General features: G+C 44.5%; 20 protein-coding genes and 2 tRNA genes. 14 read left to right on the top strand and 8 right to left on the bottom strand.

Annotation, left to right across the window (positions count from 1 at the left end):
* Window positions 1-649 precede the first annotated feature (649 nt).
* The 7 genes from CUS_RS15200 (at window position 650) to CUS_RS15170 (ending at window position 7,264) form a co-directional block, all read left to right on the top strand.
* On the top strand, window positions 650-958 hold the full coding sequence (locus CUS_RS15200; protein WP_002852004.1) for a hypothetical protein: 309 nt from the start codon (window positions 650-652) through the stop codon (window positions 956-958).
* Window positions 959-1,110: 152 nt separating this feature from the next.
* Window positions 1,111-1,347, top strand: a complete 237-nt coding sequence (locus CUS_RS15195; protein WP_002852181.1) for a hypothetical protein — start codon at window positions 1,111-1,113, stop codon at window positions 1,345-1,347.
* Window positions 1,348-1,439: 92 nt separating this feature from the next.
* Complete coding sequence (locus CUS_RS15190) at window positions 1,440-3,062, top strand: recombinase family protein (protein ID WP_002852077.1); 1,623 nt, start codon at window positions 1,440-1,442, stop codon at window positions 3,060-3,062.
* 460 nt (window positions 3,063-3,522) lie between these two features.
* The gene (locus CUS_RS15185; RefSeq protein ID WP_002852030.1) at window positions 3,523-3,840 is read left to right on the top strand and encodes a hypothetical protein; all 318 of its coding nucleotides are present in this window, start codon (window positions 3,523-3,525) and stop codon (window positions 3,838-3,840) included.
* A 176-nt stretch (window positions 3,841-4,016) separates the two neighbouring features.
* Complete coding sequence (locus CUS_RS15180) at window positions 4,017-4,217, top strand: hypothetical protein (RefSeq protein WP_002852080.1); 201 nt, start codon at window positions 4,017-4,019, stop codon at window positions 4,215-4,217.
* A gap of 90 nt (window positions 4,218-4,307) precedes the next feature.
* Window positions 4,308-5,960: a recombinase family protein gene (locus CUS_RS15175; RefSeq protein WP_002852059.1), complete on the top strand. Its 1,653-nt coding sequence runs from the start codon at window positions 4,308-4,310 to the stop codon at window positions 5,958-5,960.
* Window positions 5,961-6,004: 44 nt separating this feature from the next.
* Window positions 6,005-7,264 (top strand): recombinase family protein, encoded by a 1,260-nt coding sequence (locus tag CUS_RS15170; RefSeq protein WP_002852344.1) that lies wholly within the window; start codon window positions 6,005-6,007, stop codon window positions 7,262-7,264.
* Window positions 7,265-7,451: 187 nt separating this feature from the next.
* On the opposite strand, the gene CUS_RS15165 is transcribed toward CUS_RS15170, so the two are convergent.
* The 7 genes from CUS_RS15165 to CUS_RS15135 all read right to left on the bottom strand — a co-directional run bounded on the left by CUS_RS15165 (window position 7,452) and on the right by CUS_RS15135 (window position 13,127).
* On the bottom strand, window positions 7,452-8,843 hold the full coding sequence (locus CUS_RS15165; protein ID WP_050792247.1) for a glycoside hydrolase family 3 protein: 1,392 nt from the start codon (window positions 8,841-8,843) through the stop codon (window positions 7,452-7,454).
* Window positions 8,844-8,934: 91 nt separating this feature from the next.
* On the bottom strand, window positions 8,935-9,495 hold the full coding sequence (locus CUS_RS15160) for a biotin transporter BioY (RefSeq protein ID WP_002852280.1): 561 nt from the start codon (window positions 9,493-9,495) through the stop codon (window positions 8,935-8,937).
* Between the two features lie 87 nt (window positions 9,496-9,582).
* Window positions 9,583-9,834, bottom strand: coding sequence for a DUF6171 family protein (locus CUS_RS15155; RefSeq protein WP_002852042.1), 252 nt, complete (start codon window positions 9,832-9,834; stop codon window positions 9,583-9,585).
* Between the two features lie 56 nt (window positions 9,835-9,890).
* A tRNA-Pro gene (locus CUS_RS15150) sits at window positions 9,891-9,964 on the bottom strand.
* A 48-nt stretch (window positions 9,965-10,012) separates the two neighbouring features.
* A tRNA-Pro gene (locus tag CUS_RS15145) sits at window positions 10,013-10,085 on the bottom strand.
* A gap of 174 nt (window positions 10,086-10,259) precedes the next feature.
* A complete protein-coding gene (locus CUS_RS15140; RefSeq protein ID WP_002852036.1) occupies window positions 10,260-11,792 on the bottom strand; it encodes an asparagine synthetase B family protein in 1,533 nt (510 codons plus the stop codon).
* 345 nt (window positions 11,793-12,137) lie between these two features.
* On the bottom strand, window positions 12,138-13,127 hold the full coding sequence (locus tag CUS_RS15135; protein WP_002852072.1) for a hypothetical protein: 990 nt from the start codon (window positions 13,125-13,127) through the stop codon (window positions 12,138-12,140).
* A gap of 526 nt (window positions 13,128-13,653) precedes the next feature.
* Here CUS_RS15135 and CUS_RS15130 point away from each other — a divergent pair.
* The 7 genes from CUS_RS15130 to CUS_RS15100 all read left to right on the top strand — a co-directional run bounded on the left by CUS_RS15130 (window position 13,654) and on the right by CUS_RS15100 (window position 21,219).
* Window positions 13,654-14,412, top strand: a complete 759-nt coding sequence (locus CUS_RS15130) for an EAL domain-containing protein (RefSeq protein ID WP_002852263.1) — start codon at window positions 13,654-13,656, stop codon at window positions 14,410-14,412.
* A gap of 72 nt (window positions 14,413-14,484) precedes the next feature.
* Window positions 14,485-15,201, top strand: a complete 717-nt coding sequence (locus CUS_RS15125; RefSeq protein ID WP_037277640.1) for a hypothetical protein — start codon at window positions 14,485-14,487, stop codon at window positions 15,199-15,201.
* A gap of 23 nt (window positions 15,202-15,224) precedes the next feature.
* The gene (locus tag CUS_RS15120; protein WP_002852101.1) at window positions 15,225-15,890 is read left to right on the top strand and encodes a signal peptidase I; all 666 of its coding nucleotides are present in this window, start codon (window positions 15,225-15,227) and stop codon (window positions 15,888-15,890) included.
* A gap of 47 nt (window positions 15,891-15,937) precedes the next feature.
* A complete protein-coding gene (locus CUS_RS15115; protein ID WP_002852337.1) occupies window positions 15,938-17,518 on the top strand; it encodes a hypothetical protein in 1,581 nt (526 codons plus the stop codon).
* A 40-nt stretch (window positions 17,519-17,558) separates the two neighbouring features.
* Window positions 17,559-20,546, top strand: a complete 2,988-nt coding sequence (locus CUS_RS15110; RefSeq protein ID WP_227945482.1) for a signal peptidase I — start codon at window positions 17,559-17,561, stop codon at window positions 20,544-20,546.
* Window positions 20,536-20,970: a hypothetical protein gene (locus CUS_RS15105; protein WP_227945481.1), complete on the top strand. Its 435-nt coding sequence runs from the start codon at window positions 20,536-20,538 to the stop codon at window positions 20,968-20,970. The genes CUS_RS15110 and CUS_RS15105 overlap by 11 nt, the downstream gene beginning before the upstream one ends.
* A 24-nt stretch (window positions 20,971-20,994) precedes the next feature.
* Window positions 20,995-21,219: a hypothetical protein gene (locus tag CUS_RS15100; RefSeq protein ID WP_002851980.1), complete on the top strand. Its 225-nt coding sequence runs from the start codon at window positions 20,995-20,997 to the stop codon at window positions 21,217-21,219.
* Window positions 21,220-21,270: 51 nt separating this feature from the next.
* On the opposite strand, the gene CUS_RS15095 is transcribed toward CUS_RS15100, so the two are convergent.
* Window positions 21,271-21,747: a DUF1810 family protein gene (locus tag CUS_RS15095; protein ID WP_050792246.1), complete on the bottom strand. Its 477-nt coding sequence runs from the start codon at window positions 21,745-21,747 to the stop codon at window positions 21,271-21,273.
* Window positions 21,748-21,963: the final 216 nt, after the last annotated feature.

Below are 21,963 nucleotides of genomic sequence, written 5' to 3'. Positions count from 1 at the left end.
CGTAAGCCGATATTTTTTTGACCGCTGTGCGGTCATTTCGGGGCTTGGGGTGTCCCCAACAAGCATTTGGTATTTTCGCTCGCTGTGCGGCGCAAAATACAATGCTTGTTATTTTTGTTGCGCTGTAGCGCTATTTTCCAGCCTGTGGGATTTGCATATCACGCAGGCTTTCGATGCTCCGTCAGCGAATTTGGAGCTATGCGACTTATATTTATCTCGCTCACGCTCCTGCGTGATGCTCTTTATATCATCACACTTGAAATTGTAAACTGGTACGGCGCAGTTATCGTGCTGGGATTGCGGCAATCTGGTGAAAATCCTTCTCAATAGTTATTACCATAATAATCACGACTTCGTTAAGCATAGTCTGCGAAAACTATTTCTGAATTTGTGATAGCCTGTTTGTGCATAACGGAGAATATCTCAGCGGTACTTAACGAATGGCTGTAAAATTTGGTATTGATATGTAGGAGAGCGTTATTCTCCTGCGGTCACTGGCTGTAAGAGTGCCGCCATTTTACACTGGGGAATTCTGAAAAAATACTCAAAGTTCATGCGCACTGCGAATAGACAAACGCTTTCGTTGCGCGCTATAATATTATCATCAGGTGTTATCCTGAAATCCAAACATAGACAGGTGGTGAAATGAATGCGTGGAAATCTGAACGACAACCAGGCTAAGATCGACAACGCTGACAAGGCGGTGAGAGCTGCCCTTGAACGCAAGCGTAAGATCATTATGCAGAGCAAGCAGATCGCTTATGATATGCTTGCTGAGCTTTACGGCAAGGACGGGCAGGAGCTTGTCGATGCTGTGACTGCCGAACACGGTCTTATCCAGAAGTTTACCGACAGCGGTATGTCTTATGCCGACATTGAGGGACTTGTGGATAGCTCTGCTGACAAGTACGGCAAGCAGATGAGTTTTACTGAAAGCAATAATTCCTATTCGGAGTAACATATATTCCGACAACAAAACGATAGCTGTAAACGGGACGGCACTTGCCGTTCCGCACAGCTATATCACACACAACGAAAAGAGGGGCAGATAGAGAAAGCGATCCCCTCGCTCTAAAAGCATAGAAAAAGAGAAGCTAAGGAGATACAGCTATGAATAACAATAATACTGCCGTAGAGAAAGATAAGGCAGGACTGGCTTTTGAACTGAACGAGAAGTATAAGGAATGCAAGACCGAAACGCACGAGTACCTGATCGGTAAACAGAGGTGTGTCGTTGTGCGTCACTACTGCGGAGATAAAGACCTCAATGAAGTGCTTTATCATAACGCATTTGAAAGAGCGTTTTCCGAGGTGATGGCTATGCACCGCAGACCTCAGACGACCTGAAAAAATTTCCGAAAGGTACTTGCTTTTTTCGGCATTGCGCGCTATACTTATAGCAATGTTGAATTAGGCTGCTTTGGAGGAAAGGAGTAGTAATGTTAGCAAAGCAGACTGATTATATCGTGGGGATATACCTGAGACTTTCAAAAGATGATGAGCGAGCAGGCGAATCCCTTTCCATAGAAAACCAGAGAAGAATTCTCACAAACTATGTCCGTGAACAGGGCTGGACGATCTATGATGAGTACGTCGATGACGGCATCAGCGGAACAAGTTTCGACAGACCGGGTGTGCAGAGAATGCTTGACGATGCCAAGAACGGCAAGATCAACCTTATTATCTGCAAAGACCTGTCCCGTTTCGGACGCAATTACATTCAGGTAGGTCAGTACACGGACTATATTTTTCCGATGTACAATATTCGTTTCATCGCACTGAATGACGGCATTGATACGCTCAATTCCGATAGTGCAGATATGGATATGATGCCTATCCGAAATGTTTTTAACGAATGGCACGCCGCCAACACATCAAAGAAGGTGCGTGCTGTCATCGCATCAAACGCAAAAGCAGGGAAGATGATGATTCCCTATTGCCCATACGGTTATGTTAAGAGTGATGATGAAATGCGTACTCCGATCATTGATCCGTATGCCGCAGGCATCGTCCGCCGTATCTTTGAAATGAGAGCATCGGGAGTCAAGCCTTTACATATCGCAACGATGCTGAATGAAGAAGGTGTGCTGACACCGTTCGACTACTATTACAAGCGTATCGGCAAACCGAATCCTTACAACAACTCACATCTGTGGAGCAGCAGGAATCTCGAAAACATCCTGAAAAATCCGATCTATCTCGGAACGCTCGCTCAGCTCCGTACAACAACTGTGAGCTACAAGAATCACAAGCGCATCAATCGTGATGAATCTGAATGGGCGGTAATTGAAAACAACCATGAGCCTATCATTTCAAAGGAGATTTGGGATAAGGTGAGGGAGATCGAAAGATCTGTCAGCAGAGGAAAGCGTGACAAAAAGGGAGAGCTTAGTCCTCTTTCGGGATTGCTTTTCTGTGACGGCTGCGGTTGGAAGATGCGTAAAGGAAGCGGCAGCGGTACAAGTTACATCTGCGGATACCATAACCGCTTCGGAAAGAACTACTGCAGCACACATTCAATCAATCGGAAACTCTTAGAGGGAATCATTCTTGCGGATATTCAGGAGATGTGTGAGCTTGCCAAAGATGAAAAGACTGCGACAGCAGAGTTTCTCAAACACAAGAGAGCGTTTATTGACATTCAGAACATTTCCGATAACAAGCGTATGAAGACCGTCGGCAACCGCCTTGCAGAGCTTGACAAGCTCATTCAGAGTGTGTATGAAGATAAGGTCGCAGGCAGGATCGAGCAGGATATGGCGTTTGATATGCTCGACAAGTATCAGGCTGAAAAGAAAACGCTGAAAGCTGAGTATGATGAAATGACAGCCCGTTCCGAAGCTGACAGACAGGACGAGGAAGATGTGGCGGAGTTCATCAGCCGTCTGAAACGCTATGCAGGAGCAACGGAGCTTACCCGTGAGATGTGCCTTGACCTGATCGAGTATGCAACAGTCGATGAGAACAACAAAGGTCACAAAGACCGTCCTCGTGTGATACACGTCTATTACAAGCTGATAGACAAACCGCTTACCAACAAAAACAGACTTGCCCTGACGTAATGTCAGGGCATACATTAAAAATCGTTTTTATCCATTTGGGATAGTTACCGTGCTTGCTGGGTTTGAAAGCCAGCGCATATTGTGAACTTGTGTACACAATATGCAGAGCTTGCTGGGGTTGATTTTGATATTCTTCCGACCGTTAAGGTCGGATTGGTTTATTTTCATCGTTTGCGTGAAAATATTTCTGAGCGAACTCTCTTAGTCGCTCAGGCGCTCATCAGAGCGTTTGGAGCTATGCGACTTGTATTGAATAATCCTGTTTCCGATGCTTGAAAGCAGTATCTCAGCGGTGTGATTTTGCTGTCAAAATAAATTCCCCATAACAAATTGTCGAACGCAAAACTCAATTGACACAGCAAATTTCATGCGCACTGCCAATAGACAAAGTACGGTATTGCGCGCTATAATATTATCATCGGGTATCCTCCCGAAATTTGAAACGAACGGTGGTGATGATATGGCTGACATCGCTAAGAAGCTGACAAAACTCGATGAGAAGATCAGCAAGCTGAAAGAGCGCATCAAGACCGATACGGCAGAATGCGAAAAGCTGAGTGAGCAGAAAGCTCTGCTGATCTATCAGTCGCTGTGCAGACAGTATAGCTGTGAGGGGCAGGCTCTCGCTGACATGATTGCAAGAGAACACGAGCAGGCGGCTATGTCCGGTGCTGATGATGAACCTGTGTCGGATAACAGCTATGATAATGACGCTGACGAGGAAGAAATGCTCGGTCAGACTTCGTTCTTTGAGAAGAATGATCCTTACTCGGATTAAATATATATCCGACAACCGCAAGTTGCTACGCAACTCGCTTACGATAGCTGTAAACGGGACGGCGTTTGCCGTTCCGCACAGCTATATCACACACAAACCAAAAGAGGGGCAGATAGAGAAAGCGATCCCCTCGCTCTATAAGCATAGAGATAGAGAAGCTAAAGGAGTAACAAGCTATGAAAAACAGAACAATGCAGGAGATGAACGAGCAGTACAAGGACTGCCCCGTTCAGATCAACACATATGTGGTGGACGGACGCACTTACAGAGTGCATAGCCACTTCATCGGAGATAAGGACATCAATGACGTAATGTATCATTACGCTGAGGACAGGGCGATGAGCGAGATGCTCGGTATCGTCCCTAAAACAGCTTAAAACTTTTTCTCAAAAGATATTGCCTTTTCCGCTAAGGCGCGCTATAATAGTCTTAGCGGTAAAAGGTCGCTTTGGGAGAAAGGAGTTGTTATGTTACCAAAGCAGACCAATTACAATGTGGGAATGTACCTTCGCTTATCAAAGGACGATGAGCGTTCGGGTGAATCCCTTTCGATAGAAAACCAGAGAAAAGTCCTGACCAATTATATCAATGAACAGGGCTGGACTCTTTACGACGAGTATGTTGACGATGGTTATTCGGGAACAAGTTTTGAACGCCCAGGTGTACAGCGTTTGCTCGAAGATGCCAAAAACGGAAAGATCAATCTTATCATCTGCAAGGACATGAGCCGTTTCGGAAGAAACTATATCGCTGTGGGTCAGTATGTGGATTATATCTTTCCAATGTACAATATTCGTTTTATCGCTCTGACGGATAACATTGATACGGCGAACAATAACAGTGCAAGTATGGAGATGCTTCCGATAGTAAATGTTTTTAATGAGTGGTACGCAGCAAATACGTCGAAAAAACTGCGTGCTGTCATAGAAACTAACGCTAAGGCAGGCAAGTACAAAACAACCTTCGCCGCATACGGATATGATAAGGGCGAAGATGAAAACAGAACGCCTGTGATCGATCCTGAGACCGCTCCGATAGTACGCCGTATTTTTGAGATGAGGGCTTCGGGGGCAAATCTCCGCAAGATCGCTATGGCTTTGAATGATGATGGTATTCTTTCACCTGCCGATTATCACTACACAAAAGCAGGCAAAGCAACTCCGTTGTATTCTCATCACCTGTGGAGTACGCAGGCGGTAAAACGTATCCTGCACAACCCGATCTATATCGGTACGCTCGCACGAATGAAAATGACTACTGTCAGCTACAAGAACCATAAGGTCATCAAGCGTGATGAAAGCGACTGGATCGTTCATGAGAACAACCATGAAGCGATCATCTCTAAGGAGTTATGGGATAAGGTTCGTGAGCTGGAGGATTCGGTGAGTACAGGCAAGTCCACAAAAACAGGTGAGGTCAAACCTTTGTCGGGTATGTGCTATTGCAGCACTTGCGGTACGAAGATGAAATTTACATCTTCCATGACAGGCAAGACACCTCAAAACTACACCTGCGGTCTGTACGCCAGATTTGGTAAGCAGTATTGCAACACACACTTCATAACTCTAAAAGCACTTGAAAGTGTTGTGCTTGCTGATATTCAGCGTCAGATCGACTTTGTGATGAATGATGATAAGGCTCGAGAAAAGTATCTTGCAAGAAAGCGTGGACTGAACAATTTACAAGAGAATGCTGACAGGAAACGCTTGCAAGATATAACAAAACGCTTAGGTGAGCTTGACAGGCTAATTGAAACAGCTTATGAGGACAGGGCGCTCGGCAGAGTTCCCGAAAAGGTTTGTATCCCGCTCCTTGAAAAATATCAGGCAGAAAAAGATACGCTGACAGCGGAATACGATGAACTTCATCAGCGCACTCAAACCGAACAGCAGGACGAAGCAGATGTGGACGAATATATCCGCCGTCTGAGATCCTATGCAGGAGCAGAACAGCTCACCCGTCAGATGGCATTGGAACTTATCGAGTACATCACCATTGATGAGAACCCGAATGACAAGAAGGCTGTCCGTGATATTCATGTCTATTACAAGCTGATCGACAAACCGCTAAAGGACAGAAAAAATGCCCATATAGGGCGAGTTGATGCATCAGAAGATTGATACTTACTGGTTATTTTGTTTGAAGAATAGATGCGTATCCATTTGTGACACTGACAATTTTTAATGACTGGTATGCCAGAGATACGTCGAAAAAGATTCGTGCTGTATTCAAGGCAAAGGGTCAGTCAGGCAAACCGCTTTCTCTGCCTATTTACGGGTACAAGGCATCTGAGGAAAATAAGCACAAGTGGATCATTAATGATGAGCCTGCAGCGGTTGTCCGCAAAATATACAAGCTCTGCATCAGCGGCTACGGTCCGACTCAGATTGCCCGTAAGCTGACAGAGGAAGGTATCCCCAATCCAACGGCTTACGCTATATCGCAGGGAAGAAACCCAGCCAACAAGAATTCAAGGCTTGACCGCTGGTGTACTGAAACTGTCATTGACATTTTAGAGCACCCCGAATACATCGGTCATACGGTGAACTTTCGTACACGCCGCAAGTCCTACAAGAACAAGCGTAAGATTGAAAATCCGAAAGAGGACTGGCTCATCTTTGAGAATACCCATGAGCCTATCGTCACACAGCAGGAGTTTGATCTTGTTCAGGAGATGCGTAAGAATAAGCGAAGAAATCAGAAGCAGGAAACTGTAAATCCGTTTTCGGGCATCTGTTACTGTGCTGACTGCGGTAAAAAGCTATACCTGTGCCGTTCAAGAAGTCTTAGTGAAGATCAGGAGCATCTGAAATGCTCCACGCATTCAGCTGATAAGGATAGCTGTTCAGCCCATTACATCAGGACTGTCGTTCTGAAAGAGTTGGTTTTAAATGCTCTGAACAAGCTCCTTGATAGTGTTAAAGACAATGAAGCTGAGTTTGTGCAGACAGCCATGGACAACTCTGCGTCAAAGCATTCCTCTGATGTATTTAAGGCAAAGAAAGCTCTCAATCAGGCTGAAAAACGTATTGCTGAACTTGACAGGCTTTTCGCAAGGCTCTATGAGGACAACATCTCAGGCAAGATCTCTGACGAGCGTTTTGCCGTACTGTCCGCAGGTTACGAGGACGAGCAGAAGAAATTGAAAGCGAAAGCATCAGAGCTTACTGCTTTTATTGAAACAGCAGAGCAGAAGTGTGCCGATGTGAACTCCTTTATAAAGGTTGTGCAGAAGTATGAGCATATCACGGAGCTTACGCCTGAGATCATGCATGAGCTTATCGAGAAGATCATCGTTCACGCTCCGGATAAGAGCGATGGTCATCGTACTCAGCAGATTGAGATACTCTTCCGCTTTGATGTTGCTGTCGCTACGGCTATTGCTGACAGCAAAGAATACGGCAAAAAGAAAAAGGCTGCGTAACTGCGATGTTACGCAACCTTATCTTCAAATCACATAAACTGCTTTATGTGCGCCGCACTAACGCAGACGTTTTGATACTATAGCAATCCAACTATTTAAATTCACAAAATCCAGTCGCAAAAGCTCGGATCTATGGATTTTGTGACTGGATTTTGTCTGAATTTTAGGGCGGATTGCTATATCCCTGTCAGAGGATACCTCTCTTCTTTTTTAGTTCGAGTATCCTGATGACGCTTTCATTGATGCGCTGTTCGGTTATCTCACCGTTTGTAACGGCATTTTCCACGCCTGTGACAGCCTGTGAAAGGTCTGCCGGCATAAGCAGGATATCTCCGCCCGCCTTGATGACCTCTACTGCTATCTCATCACTGCTGTAATAATTCGACAAAGCGCCCATGCCAAGTGCATCTGTGATTATCAATCCCTTAAAGCCCAATTTGCCGCGAAGTTCGTCTGTCATGAAAGTCTTTGACAGTGACGATGGGATATTGTCAACATTTACCATTGTGATATGTCCCACCATGACCATATCCGCACCTGCGGCGATACCACTCTCAAAGGCGAGATACTCCTGCTTTTCAAGTTCAGCTATCGTTTTATAAGAACAAGCCATGCCTACGTGAGAGTCCTCAGCAGTGTCGCCGTGACCGGGAAAATGTTTGATGGTGCAGGCAACTCCGCCATCGTTGAAGCCCTTTACTGCTGATGCTACCAAAGTAGCAGTTTCGGAAAAATCATCGCTGTAGGCGCGTGTGCCGATAACAGTATTGTCGGGGTTCGACCACGTATCCGCAACAGGCGCAAAATCAAGATTGAAGCCGAGAGATGCTATATCCTGTGCTATTGTGTAGGCGTTGCTGTAGGCTTTTTCAGCACCTTCGGCGCGGTAGGTATACATGGGGTCGAAGTCGGTCGTTCCCAGTTTTTCGGCACACCTTGCTACAATACCGCCCTCTTCATCGACCGATATGAAAAGAGGGATATCAGAAACCACAGAATTGCTCGACTGGGTGGCAGATATCATTTCCTTAGTCTGCGCCTTGTCTTCAAGATTCTGAGCAAAGTATATAAGACCGCCGACAGGGTATTTTTGCAGACTGTCCAGCGTTGCTGTACCCGACTGTGTCACAAGGTCGTAGCCTGTCAGACTTTCGGGGGTGACAATGAACATCTGGCAGATCTTATCATGCAGTGTCATATTAGCCATAAGTTCATTTATCTGCGGGTCAGCGCTGACAGATGCTTCCTCTGTTTCGGAATTATCCTGTTTTGTGTCCGATATTTCATCTGATGGTGCGGCGTTTTCTGCGGGCTTTACTTCTGGATCAACCTGAGTTGTTTCTGCACCATTGTTCTTTTCGGAAGAGGCATTCTTCTCATCAGGACTTCCCTGCTTGCCGTTTGAAACAGATGTTTTTTCGCTTTCACGCCTTACATTCTGTGGTGCGGCAGTTACATTTTCGGCAGGACGGTTTTTCAGATATTGGTAAACAGCTGCTATACTGCAAGCACCTGTTATAAGCAGAAGTATCAGCAAAAGAGGTATATTGCTGTGTTTGACTTTCTTTTTCTTCGACATCATGATTCTCCTTATATTAATTTCAACAGATATTATACCACCTATCGCCTGATATGTCAACAAAAAAGACCTGCGAGCGCAGGTCTTAAGATCATATCTTTATGCGTTTTCCGACCGCCGAAGTGACAGAAAGCGCTAAAGCCATTTTCAACAGATCCCAAATAACAAATGGTATCACACACATCTGCAACGCTTTAAAAAGGCTGATATCGCCGTTAGTGCGGGTGAACACTGTAACGAACCAGACTGTACCGAACAGGTAGCAGAGCACCAGACCGATCACCATCGAAATTATTCTGACAATAATTTGTTTGCCAATGAATACCTCAGCGACCCAGTAAACGCCTGCAATTATAAGAAATCCAACGATATATCCGCCTGTTGAACCCACAAGTACGGCAACGCCGCTCTTAAAACCTGCAAATACAGGCAGACCTACCGCGCCGAGAAGCATATAAACCAACGCCGCAAAAAAGCCGCGTTTTCCGCCCAGCAGACCCAACGCGCTGAAAACCGCAAATGTCTGTAAAGTAAAAGGCACAGCAGTCGGGATAGATATCCAAGAGCAGACTGCTATCACCACCGCGAACATTCCTGTCAGCGCAAGATCTTTGGTTGACAGGAATGCTTCTGTACTTTTATTATCGCTCATATTGTTTACCTCATTTCTATCAATGGTATACATTATAGCACATTTTTACAGAATTGTCAACCATTAGTTTTAATTGTATACTATCGTTCACCAAAATTTCCCTGAGCCCGGACAGTGAGAGTTGGGTTTTAGCGCTCTGAGTTCCACATAACACCCGCAGACAGCGCACATGCCGTTCGCAAGCTGTTCGCAGCTGCGGCAGAGTTCAAGCCTGCGCTGATACTCGTCTTCGTCAACGCGCTTGTCTTCCGGTACAGCAGCAATGTACTCCATCAGCTTTTCGGTATAGGCATCGCGGTCGATCTCTGCCAACAGACATCTTTTGCATACTATCTTCATAGGTGTACCTCACGATCAATAAAAAAGCAGCCCCGTAGGACTGCTGATAATGATAGTCGAGGTGACGTGATTTGAACACGCGACTTCTACGTCCCGAACGTAGCGCTCTACCAAGCTGAGCCACACCTCGGATAATAGAAAACCGCCCGTAGATCGGACGGTTTTCCTCTTTGTCTAGTCGGAGTGACGGGACTTGAACCCACGGCCTCTACCACCCCAAGGTAGCGCGCTACCACCTGCGCCACACCCCGATGACAGTATCTATTATAGCATAAGGGTACTGATTTGTCAAGAGTTTTTTTGAAATTTCTCAAAAAATTTTTTTAGCTCTGAAATCAAGTGATTTCGGGCAAAAGCCCGCGAACGTTCTGCATCTTAACAAAACGTTCGCAAATTGTTTTAAAATCAAATACAAAGTAACCTTGTTATCTCTTCACGAAATACTCTTCATACCATACAAGGAAGGTGTATATCGTCCATATCTTGCGCCAGTTATCGGAATTTCCGCTGATATAATCTGCAAATATGGCATTGATCTCGTCAAGGTCAAAGAATTTTGCTGCCATATCGCTGTTGAACTTTGCGCGGACATCAGCATTGTAGCGTTCGTCAGCCAGCCATATGCGGATAGGAACTATGAAGCCCAGCTTCTTGCGGAATGCTATCTCTTCGGGCAGAACTTTAGCAGCAGCAGTACGAAAAGCGACTTTGTTCTGCTCGGCGTTCACCTTGAAGCGTGATGGCAGGCGGGAAGCTATATCAAACACGCGGCGGTCGGTCAGGGGCATTCTTATCTCCAGACCCGCAGCCTCGCTCATCTTATCAACGTTCAGATAAATGTCGCCCTCAAGCCATATCTGAATATCAACATCTGACATTTTAGTCAGCGGGTCAAGACCTTCGGTTTCATCATAAATGTACTTTACCAGATCGATTGGCAGATAATTCGGGTCATAGTGCTTTAAAATACGCTGTTTCTCGTCCTCTTTCATAATATTGGTATTGCCGACATAGAAAGTTTTGAGGTTATCGCCGTAGCGTTCAGCATTTCTGTACATGTTATAGCCGCCGAAAAATTCGTCTGCACCCTCGCCGGAATAGCAGAGTTTGGTATGCTCAGCGGTGGCTTTGCAGGCTATCGCAAACACGATGGCTGAAGCATCACCCAAAGGCTGTTCCATATTATACATAACGTAAGGCACGATATCGAAATACTGTTCCGGAGTTATCTTGCATCGGTTATTCTTTCTGCCGAGGATATCAGCAGTCTGCTTTGCAAGACCCGATTCGTCAAAACGCTCGTCATCATAACCACAGGAATCTGTCACCTGCGCGTCGGACATCGCCAGCACATAAGAAGAGTCAACACCGCCTGACAGGAAACTTTCAGCAGTTTCGCCGTCCTCCTTAACTTCGGGCATTATATTCTGAATGGTAGTGTGTATCTCGTCAGCCCATTCTTCAAGTGACTTGCTTTCATCTGCATGAAATTCGGGGTGCCAGTAGCGGGTGATCTCGGTCTTGCCGTTTTTGTGGACAAGATAATGACCCGGCATCAGCTTTTTGACACCCTTAAAGAAAGTATCTTCGCCCGCAACGTAAGTCAGTGTCATGTATATCTGGAGCATCTTCTCATTGAGTTCTTTGACGAAGCCCTCCTGCTCCATGATGCGGCGGATAGTTGTGCCGTACAGCAGTTTGCCGTCAGCCGTTTCGTAATAGTAAAAAGGCTTTGTGCCGAACTGATCGCGCACGCAGAAGATCTCACCATCGGTTTCTATCGCGAAAGCGAACATGCCGTAAAGATGGTCAGCGACTTCCCTGCCCCACTTTTCATATGCCTTGACGATGATCGCACGTTCACGTTCAGCGCGTGCCAGCCCCGCATCAACGCCCAACTCTTCACAAAGCCCGCGCCAGTTGCGGATATGACCTCTGTATTCTTTTAACTCTGTCATTCAAGTACACCTCACTAAAATATATTACTATATATTATAGCATAAAGCGCAGATAAATGCAAGGGTCGGGGATTTGTTTTGTGAGATGTGTGTCACCTATCATTTGCCATTGCTATTTGACACATGAATTTGCAAACAAAAAAAGACGGCTCCCACGAGCCTCCACTCATGTCTGCCGTCTGTCTTTTTATCTCTCTCACCCCGCCCGGTCGCAGTCAAGAAAAAAAGCCCCCACCTGGGTGGGGGTGAAAGAGGGTTTTATTTAATGATAGGGGTTAATATTTCTATTTTATGAGATTTGGGAATGTGGTTGTTTAGTTAGTTGTTAATAATACTGTGTTTGGATTACGGAGTAGGAACTGCAACGCCACTATCAGTTGCTGCAGCACTAAGAGTTGTAAGTTTGAACTCAAGATTAACTGTCAGTTCATCAAGTGTAGCTGTAACGTTTTCAGATTTACAAGCAGCATCTTCACCTTCATACCACATATAAACATATACCGGAGTTCCGTTCTGCTTAACACCAGGAAGCGAAGTAAGTCCTGTAGCAACAGTCATAGGAGCATCGTGTGTGCTTGCCGAGCTGTCAATTGCATTGGTAGCAGTTGAAGAAGCATTTACATAATAAGTACCCGTTGCACCAGAAACAGGAGCAAAGATGTAGAATTTTCCACCAATCTCTATACCAACTCTAAGTGACTTATTAAGTTCGGTAGATACTGAGCTTCCGGTAACATTAACAACAGAAATATTGAGATTCTGATCTCCATTAGCCAAGCCTAAAGTTGTTGTTCCTTCGGTAGATGTCTTGAGGTAGTAAGTATACTTCAGATAGTATTTAGCATCATCGGCATCATAACCAGATGTACCAGAATCTGCAAAATATACATCCTTCTTACCGTTTGTTCCAGCTGCAGCAGCCTGTAATTCACTGGAAGTTAATGTGAGTGCTGTATATCCATCGTTCTTGTAGGTGGATGCAGAGCCAGCTTCTGCATTCGCCGCATCATTTGCAGTCTTACTTGTTGCATGATACCATGTACCAGTGTTTGCTGTTGAAGTAGGATACAGAGCAACCTTAGCTGCTGCTAATTCAGCAGTTGTGTTTGCGGAATCATCCCAAATATCAGTTGCAGCGTAACCCTGTGTTTCAGAAATCAGCAGTCCACCTTCTGCTTTTGCCTGTACAGCAAGATTCTGAACTGTAACTTCCTTATTCATGGTGAACCAAGCATATGTAGAGGTAGCCAACATTGTAGCAGAGATCGCGAGCATACCGGCTGCGGGCACTAACTTCTTCATGGGATTACCCTTTTTCTTAGTATTAGCTTTCATAGTCATTTTCCTTTCATAATGGATTTCGGCTCGCGTAGCCGATCATTCAAATCTTCCACGAATGTTACCACTGTGGAGTGGTTTTCTTTAACTTGACATAATTATACAGTATTTTGTTTTCAGTGTCAATAGTTTAGGATTTTATTCATATTTTTAACAACCAAAATCAGTCAACTGCACAAATCAGAGAAATGCCATTGTGCAATTTTGCTAGTTAATTTTAAAATTATCAAACCTATTAGCCAAAAGTTATATATTTCAACATAAAAACAAGTCTTTGATCGGTATATGTTGAGGGTGAGCAAAATGTTAAACACAATATTTTGAAGTCAATTAATTTTCATATTCTGACTTTTTTTGTTTAAATATTTGATAATATGAATTTGAAGTGCCTAAAAGCTGAACATTCTGGCAATAATAGCCACATTTAGATAAAATTTTAAAAAATAGCCAATTTGGATTGACATTAACAAAAGAATGTTGTATAATATAGTAGAGTAAAAATACACTGAGAGGAGGACTGGTCTTGAAGCTAAACGATAAAAGCACAGTCGGCGGTCTGCGTGCTGTAGAACTGTATTTCAGAGCAATACGCAATATCTCTGCGGGAAATACAGCGTTTTACCAATCTCAGACAAGGCTGAACACTCCCGGTCTGGGTACACTGATGCCTGAAAATTTCAGAGATGTCAGTGAGATAACTCAGCAGTGTATAAACCTGTTTGAACTGGAGATCATTCAGGCACTTGAAGCTATCAGTACTTTTAACGAACGTGATCTGATGTTCAATTGGCTGTCGGTGTACATGCCCGCAAAATATCTTCGTGATATCAGCGCAGAGAACAAGCTGGTCGATCTTACCGAAAAAATGGAGGTAAAAACTACTCAGGTATGCTTTTCGCTGTCTGAAAAACTGTTTGAAGAAAGCGAGATAGAGGTCGCAGAAAATATAAAAAAACTGCGAAATCGCGGATTTCACTTCATGCTGACCGATTTTGGCAGCATAAGTTCACCTATAATGAAGCTGTCTGAATTTGAGGTGGATTATGTGATGCTTTCACCCGAGATAACACAGTATCTCGGCAAGGACGAACGTTCTGACAGCGCTGTGAAGTCGCTGATCGATTTTGTATCCGGTCTTGGTGCTGAACCGATTGCTGACGGCATTTCAAACGTGCGTCAAGCTGAATCGCTTTATGAATTTGAGTGCGAATACTGTGCAGGTTCACTGGCAGGAAGTTACAAAGCTGAGAGATTTATAAGACCGATAAGTAAAGAGAATTAATGACAAGTAAATATGCTTGTCAAGTGATCGATATAACGATCTGATAAGAATGTATGAAAGGAAGAATCTGATTTGGCAGAAACTAGAGTAATTGATGTTCTGGAGTTAAGACGTACTGCCAAGGAAACTAAACGGCATGTAGTTGTAATGCGTGTTTTAGGGCTTTTAGTCATATTGCTTGTTGCGGTCATCGCCATCGCATATGCTATATCATATTTCTACGACAAGTACGGCAGCTTTACAGTTAAGATCAATAAATATGACATGATGCGTCAAGGACTGACTTTGTCGGAGGTCCCGGAATATGACAAGACTAATTCAGTACTGAACGCAAATATCGTTTATGACATGACAAATATCAGCGGAGAAGACCTTCCCGATAATCTTGACATGATAAACGGCAGTCACAACGGCGAAAGTTATATCGCTTACACCTTCTACCTTATTAATGCCGGTGATGACACGATAAGCTATGAAGGTGTAATGTCTATAGAAAATGTCACAAACAATGTTGATGAAGCAGTACGTGTGGCAGTCTATAAAAACGGCGAAAAGACTGTGTACGGCAAGACCAAGTCAAATGGTGCAGGAAAAGAGAGCGACTGTGACAGCGAATTTACTTCATCAACAGTCGTTATGACTACCGATCACAAGGGCTTTGAACCGCAGGCACGCGATAAATACACCGTTGTCATCTGGCTTGAGGGCAATGACCCCGACTGTACCGATGCTCTTATTGGCGGCACGCTCAAGCTGGGAATGGATTTCAAGATAGTTGAAACTACTTAAAAAAAGGTTAAGGAGATATACGTATGAAAACAGTGGTAAAAGTAATTGCGAATGTGTTGGTGTGGATAGTGCTTATTTTGGCACTGCTTATCACCATTATTGTATTCTCGTCAGGCAGGAACAACGGTGTGGCAAATCTTCTGGGCTATATCCCGATGACCGTTGAGTCTGATTCGATGAAGCCCACATTTGCAAAAGATGATCTTATAATGTGCAAAGAGATCGATGATGTTTATTCCCTGCAGAAAGGCGATGTCATAACATTCTGGACGATAATCGATGGTCAGAAAGTCAAGAACACTCACCGTATTGTTGATATAACAGAAATTGATGGTTCCAGAAGTTTCGTGACACGAGGCGACAACAACCAGATCGATGATACTATACCGGTCCTGCCCGGTGATGTAATCGGCAAATGGACAGAGTTCAAGATCGGCGGTTTTGGCAAGGTAATGAATTTTCTGAGAACGAAAAAGGGATTCTTCATATGTATAGTTATCCCGATGGCGGTTTTCTTCCTGGTAGAACTTTACAAGTTCATCGTAACTCTGATAGAACTTAAAAAGCCTGAACTTAGTGAAGAAGACGAGGAAGAGATCAAGAAGCGAGCCATCGAAGAATACCTTGCTCAGCAGAAAAAGGAACAGAGCGGCGACAGTTCCGATAAAGTTCCCGAAAACGAAGCGTAGTATTTAAGCCCCATTTAGCGGCGGCTTCATTAAAACAGGAGAAGACTATGAACGGATTTCTCAAATGGTTTTTTGTTTTCATCTCTGAAATGCTGAAAGGCTTTGCTACGATCTTCAGCGGTCTGTGGCATGGGATAAAACAGATATTCAACATCAAAAATTACATAGATATTTTCAAGACCTATTCCACAGATTTTGGCGCTCTTGGCTGGATACTCGCTGTGCTTGCAGTGATACTTGTCGTTGCAGTCTACGTGCTGATAGGGCTTATGATAGTGCTGGCTGCACGTAAATATATCCGTTTCAGACACTCTATCGTCAGCAATGAAGATCTGCTGGAGGAGATAGCCGATCTTCAGCGGCAAGTGCTGAAAATGACTAAGGAAAAGGACGAGATAATGGCAATGAAGGTATCTCAGATGGGTATACCAACTTCGGGTGCGCTGTCACTGGCTGGTGCGAACGTTCCTTCGGCTGTTGCAGAGGGTGAGAACGGTGTGCCTGTTGTCGAGGGTGAGGTAGCAGAAGACGGCGTTATCCAGACCGCAGACAGAAGATTTTCACGCCTTATGGAAGTTGATAACTTCTACAAGACCTACACTCCGCCTGAGTATGATAACGGCATCACTCTGGCAGGACTTTGCGATACCTACAGAAACTTTGCTTGCTCGCGCATGCACCTGTTCTATGAACCTAAGACTATCCGGCTTTTCATCGCGGGCATGGCTTCCACAAAGCTCATAATCCTGCAGGGTATATCGGGTACAGGTAAAACCTCGCTTCCCTACTCGTTTGGTAAGTTTTTGCAGAACGATACGACCATTGCTTCTGTTCAGCCTTCGTGGCGTGACAGAACAGAGCTTTTCGGTTACTTCAACGAATTCACCAAGAACTTCAATGAGACCGAAGTTCTCAAGAGGATCTATTCTTCAAGCTACAACAACGACATCAACCTTATACTGCTCGATGAGATGAACATAGCACGTATCGAGTATTATTTCGCTGAGATGCTGTCAATACTCGAAATGCCGAATGCTGATGAGTGGGAACTCGATCTGGTGCCCAATGTATGGAGCACAGACCCTATCAATCTCGACAGAGGCAAGCTGCGCATACCGCAGAATATATGGTACATCGGTACTGCAAACAACGATGACTCGACTTATGCTATCTCGGATAAGGTATACGACCGAGCACAGCCTATCAATCTTGATGCAAAGGGTATCGCTTTCGACGCACCCGATACCGGTCCTGTCAACCTGGGCTATGATCATCTGGATATGCTTTTCAAGGAAGCGTTCGACAAGTATCCTATATCACAGGAAAATCTGAAAAAGATACAGCAGCTTGACCTCTGGGTAATTGAAAAGCTGCGTGTGGCTTTCGGTAACCGTATACTTAAGCAGATGGGTCTGTTCGTACCTGTTTACGTTGCCTGCGGCGGTGAGGAACTTGAGGGTATAGACTATGTTCTGGCGACTAAGATATTCAGAAAATTCGAGTCGCTGAACCTTGCTATGCTGAGAGATGAACTCAGAGAACTTGTAGTCTACATGAACAAATCCTTCGGCAAGAACAAGATGAAGGAATCCATCGAATATCTTGAAAGACTGCAAAAACTGTTCTGATATTTATTGCAGTCAATAATAAAAAAGGCAGGTGAGGCGATTGGATAGCTTGTACGGCAAATGGTACGAGGATTTTAAGCAGTCTACAGGGCTTTTTGAAGATGATGAGCTGTTCGGATCGCTGGATCAGCTGCTGCATTCAAGCAAAAACACATTCGCGATGAACCGAAAGCTGATGGCTAAAGCTATAGATGTAAGCTGGGTAGAAGCCATCGAGAATGGTCTGGTGCATCTGGATAACGTGCTGAGAAATCCCAGACGGACTATCGAAGATGTTGAGGAGATAGTGCCGATAGCACTTTCAAGGAAAATAACTGTTGAATCGGTCAAGCACCTGGCACAGCACACAGACCTTATACAAAGTTTCGACGCAAAGACAAAGAAGATAACACCATCAAAAGTACTCAATGTACATAAGGAAGAAAGCCTTGCAACATATGAGAACAAGTTCATCAATACACTGGTAGACAGGCTGTATATATTCATTTCGACCAGATACGAAAAACTCGCGCAGGTGTCGCGTGATGAAGAAGTTTTTACGCTGGGTTACGATACCTCTATAGATGACGGCGCGGGCGGCAGAATGAAAATTGAAGTCAAGCTGGAAACTACTTCAAGCCTTGACAGCTATAACAAGAGCGGCTACACAGTCTGGCAGAGGGTCGAGAAGCTGAAAAAAGCCATTGAGGGTTACAAGGGTTCGGAACTTTGTCAGGCGCTTGGCAACACCTATGTCAGACCGCCTATAATGCGTACCAATGCGATAATGAAAAACGTTGATCTCAAAGCATGTCTGATGCTCTGGCAATATATTGAGAGTTATGAAAAGGTCGGGTACGAGATCAACGTAAAGGACACGGCTGTTCAGCCTGAAGCTAAGTACATAGAAGACTTTTATAAACTGGTGGTTTTAAATCTTCTGCTATTCAGAAATTATACGGAAGATGATGAAAAGGCTAAGCGCCTGGTCGAAGTCAGCAAACCTCGCGGCAGGAATATCACGCCTAAGGTCGTGAAACGCTTCAATGGTGAACTTTCAGGCGACTACAGTGTTGTCGCTGAGGGCGTTGCAGGATATGTGGCAAGCGAAGCCGATTTCAAGATAAAGAAGAATCTGCCCGAAGATATAAGAAAGGTCTTTGACGAGGTAAACATCGTCATTGATGTTGAGCGTGAATTCATCAAGCAGATGGAGGAAGAGCGTAAAAAAGCTGAACTACAGCGGCTTGAAGAAGAAAAGCGTCAGGAAGAACAGCGGCGTATCGAAGAAGAACGGCGTAAAGAACTGGAAAAGATACGTCAGCGAAAGGAAGAAGAAGAACGACGGCTCAAAGAAATGCTCGAACAGAAACGGAGAGAGCAGGAGGAAGCCGATAAACAGCGTGAGCGCGAAGAAGCTGAGCGTCAGGCAAGGCTTGAAGATATGCGGCGGCGTGAGGAAGAAGAACGAAAGCGCCGCGAGGAAGAAGAGCGTATCGCCGCTGAGCGTGAGCGCATAAATCAGAACAAGAGCAACGTCCGCAATGAACTGGGCGAAGCCGAGGGTCTTGACAAAGACGAGATAAACAACGAGCCTACCGAAGAAGAACTGCAAAAACAAGCCTACGAAGAAGTTACCGAAGAAGAGGTAAATCAGGTCAGAGAGGCTATGGAAGAGCAGGCTGAGGAATCCGAAGAAGAAAAAGAATTCGAGGATCCGAGAGCAGTGGCGGCAAGGCTCAAACTGGAACAGCAGCGCAAGGAAAAAGAGCGGCGTGAAGCAGAACGGGCACAAAGACTCAAAGCTGAGCGCGAGTATTTCGAGAACAAACCGTTCCGAACGATATACAAGGAATATTCGCGCAACCCGATATATGCTATACCGCGCCTTATACGGTATCTGCTGGCTGTGATATTCGGCATCATACCAAAAGACACAGACGACCCCGATCTCAAGCGCAGACTTGCAGAGCGCGAGGAGAAAAAGCGTCAGAAAGCAGAGGAACTGGAAAAGCGCAACGCAATGGAGGTCTACTACAAGAAATACGCACAGACCTTCAAGTACCGTTTACTGCGAAGCATAGACAATTACAAGTTCAAGAAACGTAAAAAGGCACAGATGAAGGGCAAACCAAAGCCTGTATTCGTGCCGCCTAACAGAACTCCCGAAGAACAGCTTGCGATAGACACTGAGATGAAGCGGCTGTATAAGGAGTATCATGTAAGCATTGCCACAAAGATCGGCAGATGGTTTGAGGAACAGCGCAGATTATATGACCTCAGCCACAGCAACAAACGTGCCGAAGAAGAGCGGAAACTCATCGCAAAGATCGAGAACAAAGATGCTGACATACCTGAAAACACCGTCGATATCGAAAAGAAGTCAAGTAGGATAGCCAATATCATCACTACAGTCATACTGGTGGCAGCTATAATATTCACAGCTTATGTGATGATATGCGCTGCAAGGAACAAGGCGGTCGATGTTTTTGGAAAGTGCGTGCTGAGAGTCGTCACAGGCAGTATGGAACCATCGATACATGTTGGCGATTACATTATGGTAGAAAAGACCGATACTGACAAACTCGCTGTCGGAGATGTGATATCTTTCTACTCAGAACAGTCTGATATTTACGGAATGCTGGTTACACACAGGATCGCCGGGATAACCGATGACCACACGTTCATTACAAGGGGCGATGCAAATCCTGTCAATGACAGTGTTGAGGTCAGACCTGAGCGAATAGTCGGCAGATACACAGGCAAAGCAAGATTTTTTATATGGGTCAACTCTTTTGCAGACCCCAAAAAGATACTGCTGATATGTGTGATGATACCGATAGGTCTGGTGAGTATATATGAACTCAGGACGCTTGCAAAACTCAGCCGTGAAGTCAGCAGGAAAAAGCAGGAAGAAGCCGCTGAATACAAGCAGCAGCTAATAAGAGAAGCTATCGAAAAGGAAAAACAAAGGCTGGCGGAGGAAGGCTGGCAGCCCGAAGAAGAGGAGGTGACAGCGGTTGAACCAAGAGAAGATAATGAAACGTAGAATGATAACTGCGTTCGTTCTTTTTGGGATAACGCTGGTCGCGCTTCTTGTATTTATCGGGTTATATATAGACGAAACTCATCGTGTGCAGGAAACATACCGCAAGCAGTATATGACGGAGATAAACCACGCATCGAGAGAGATAGAACTGTATGTGGCACATCAGGGAGATGTGGAGGAGAGATACAAACGTATCACGAGTTTTGTGACATGTGCAAACTCTTTTCTTTTCCTGATGAACGAAACTTCCGATAAGCAGATAATCTTCAACGAGGTGACGACCTGCCTGATAAAATACCCTGAGCAGATGTCCGAAAGGATGGAAGATCTGAAAAAATCATTTGACGACATATATGCAAATCTTGATAAGGGTTATGAAGAAGCAAAGGCTGTTGTGGACTCGGTCGATAAGATGGGTCGATGACAACAGATAAATGAGGTGATAAAAATGAACGAAAAAAGAAAACTCAAACGTGAGATAAAAATATGCAGGCAGACGATCGAGGAGATCGAACGAAAGCGTTCAAGATCTCAGTCGGCACTGGTGCAGGCGGTGCTGTTGCAGGAAGAGCCTGATGAAAATGATGTCGAGTGGTTCAACAAGTACACAGGTGAGATAACCGCCTGTCGCAACCACATGATCGAATTGCAGAAGAAACTCAACTCGCTTTGAGCACTTCCCTTTCGGGATAACAGCAAAAGCCGCAGAACGTTCTGCGGCTTTTTATATTTGTTCTATCAATTTCAGGGTAGATCGGCGCGGCTTACCGTTATAGTACTTGTTCAGCACACGTTCAAAACAGTTGTTTTCAGGGGCGATCGCCTGAAAAAGCGTCATACAAGCATGCAGTTTATCAACATCTATCGCAGAACCCATTATTTCGGCAATAGGTCTGTCGTGAACGAGAATAGCTTCGGTGATCTCTGCAAGGCGTTCCATTAGCAAACTGTCAGCCGCATATGCTTTTGCATCATCAAGACTTTCAAATGCGAAATATCTGCTGTAAAAATCAACCATAAGTTCTTCTTCTTTAAGGATAGGAAAAACATACCAGATCCAGCAGCTTCGCTTTCTGCCTGCGGCGATCTCGCTAAGTGCAGAACGATAATTGTTTGCATTGTCGTTCTGAGCATTTATAAAGATATCCTTGTCCGTATATACCACGCCTTTCAACTGGAATACTATAACAAACCTTCTCATGGACTTTTATGCAATAATTATAACATATCCCGTTAAAAAAATCAACTTAATAATTTTTTTAGCATAAAGAATGACTATTTTTATACTATAACAAAAATAATCTGCAAAAATTAGTCATTTTTAAGCAAATACCTATTGACATTAACATGTAAATTTGATATAATGTATATAGGTTAAGATTGTTCGGTTCGCAGTTCGCAAAAACTGCGATAATTT

Origin of the sequence: Hominimerdicola alba 8, from assembly GCF_000178155.2 — a bacterium.
GTDB classification, from domain to species: Bacteria; Bacillota; Clostridia; order Oscillospirales; family Ruminococcaceae; genus Hominimerdicola; species Hominimerdicola alba_C.
The sequence above is the reverse complement of the archived record's forward strand: the minus strand, read 5'-3'. Positions and strand labels throughout refer to the sequence as shown.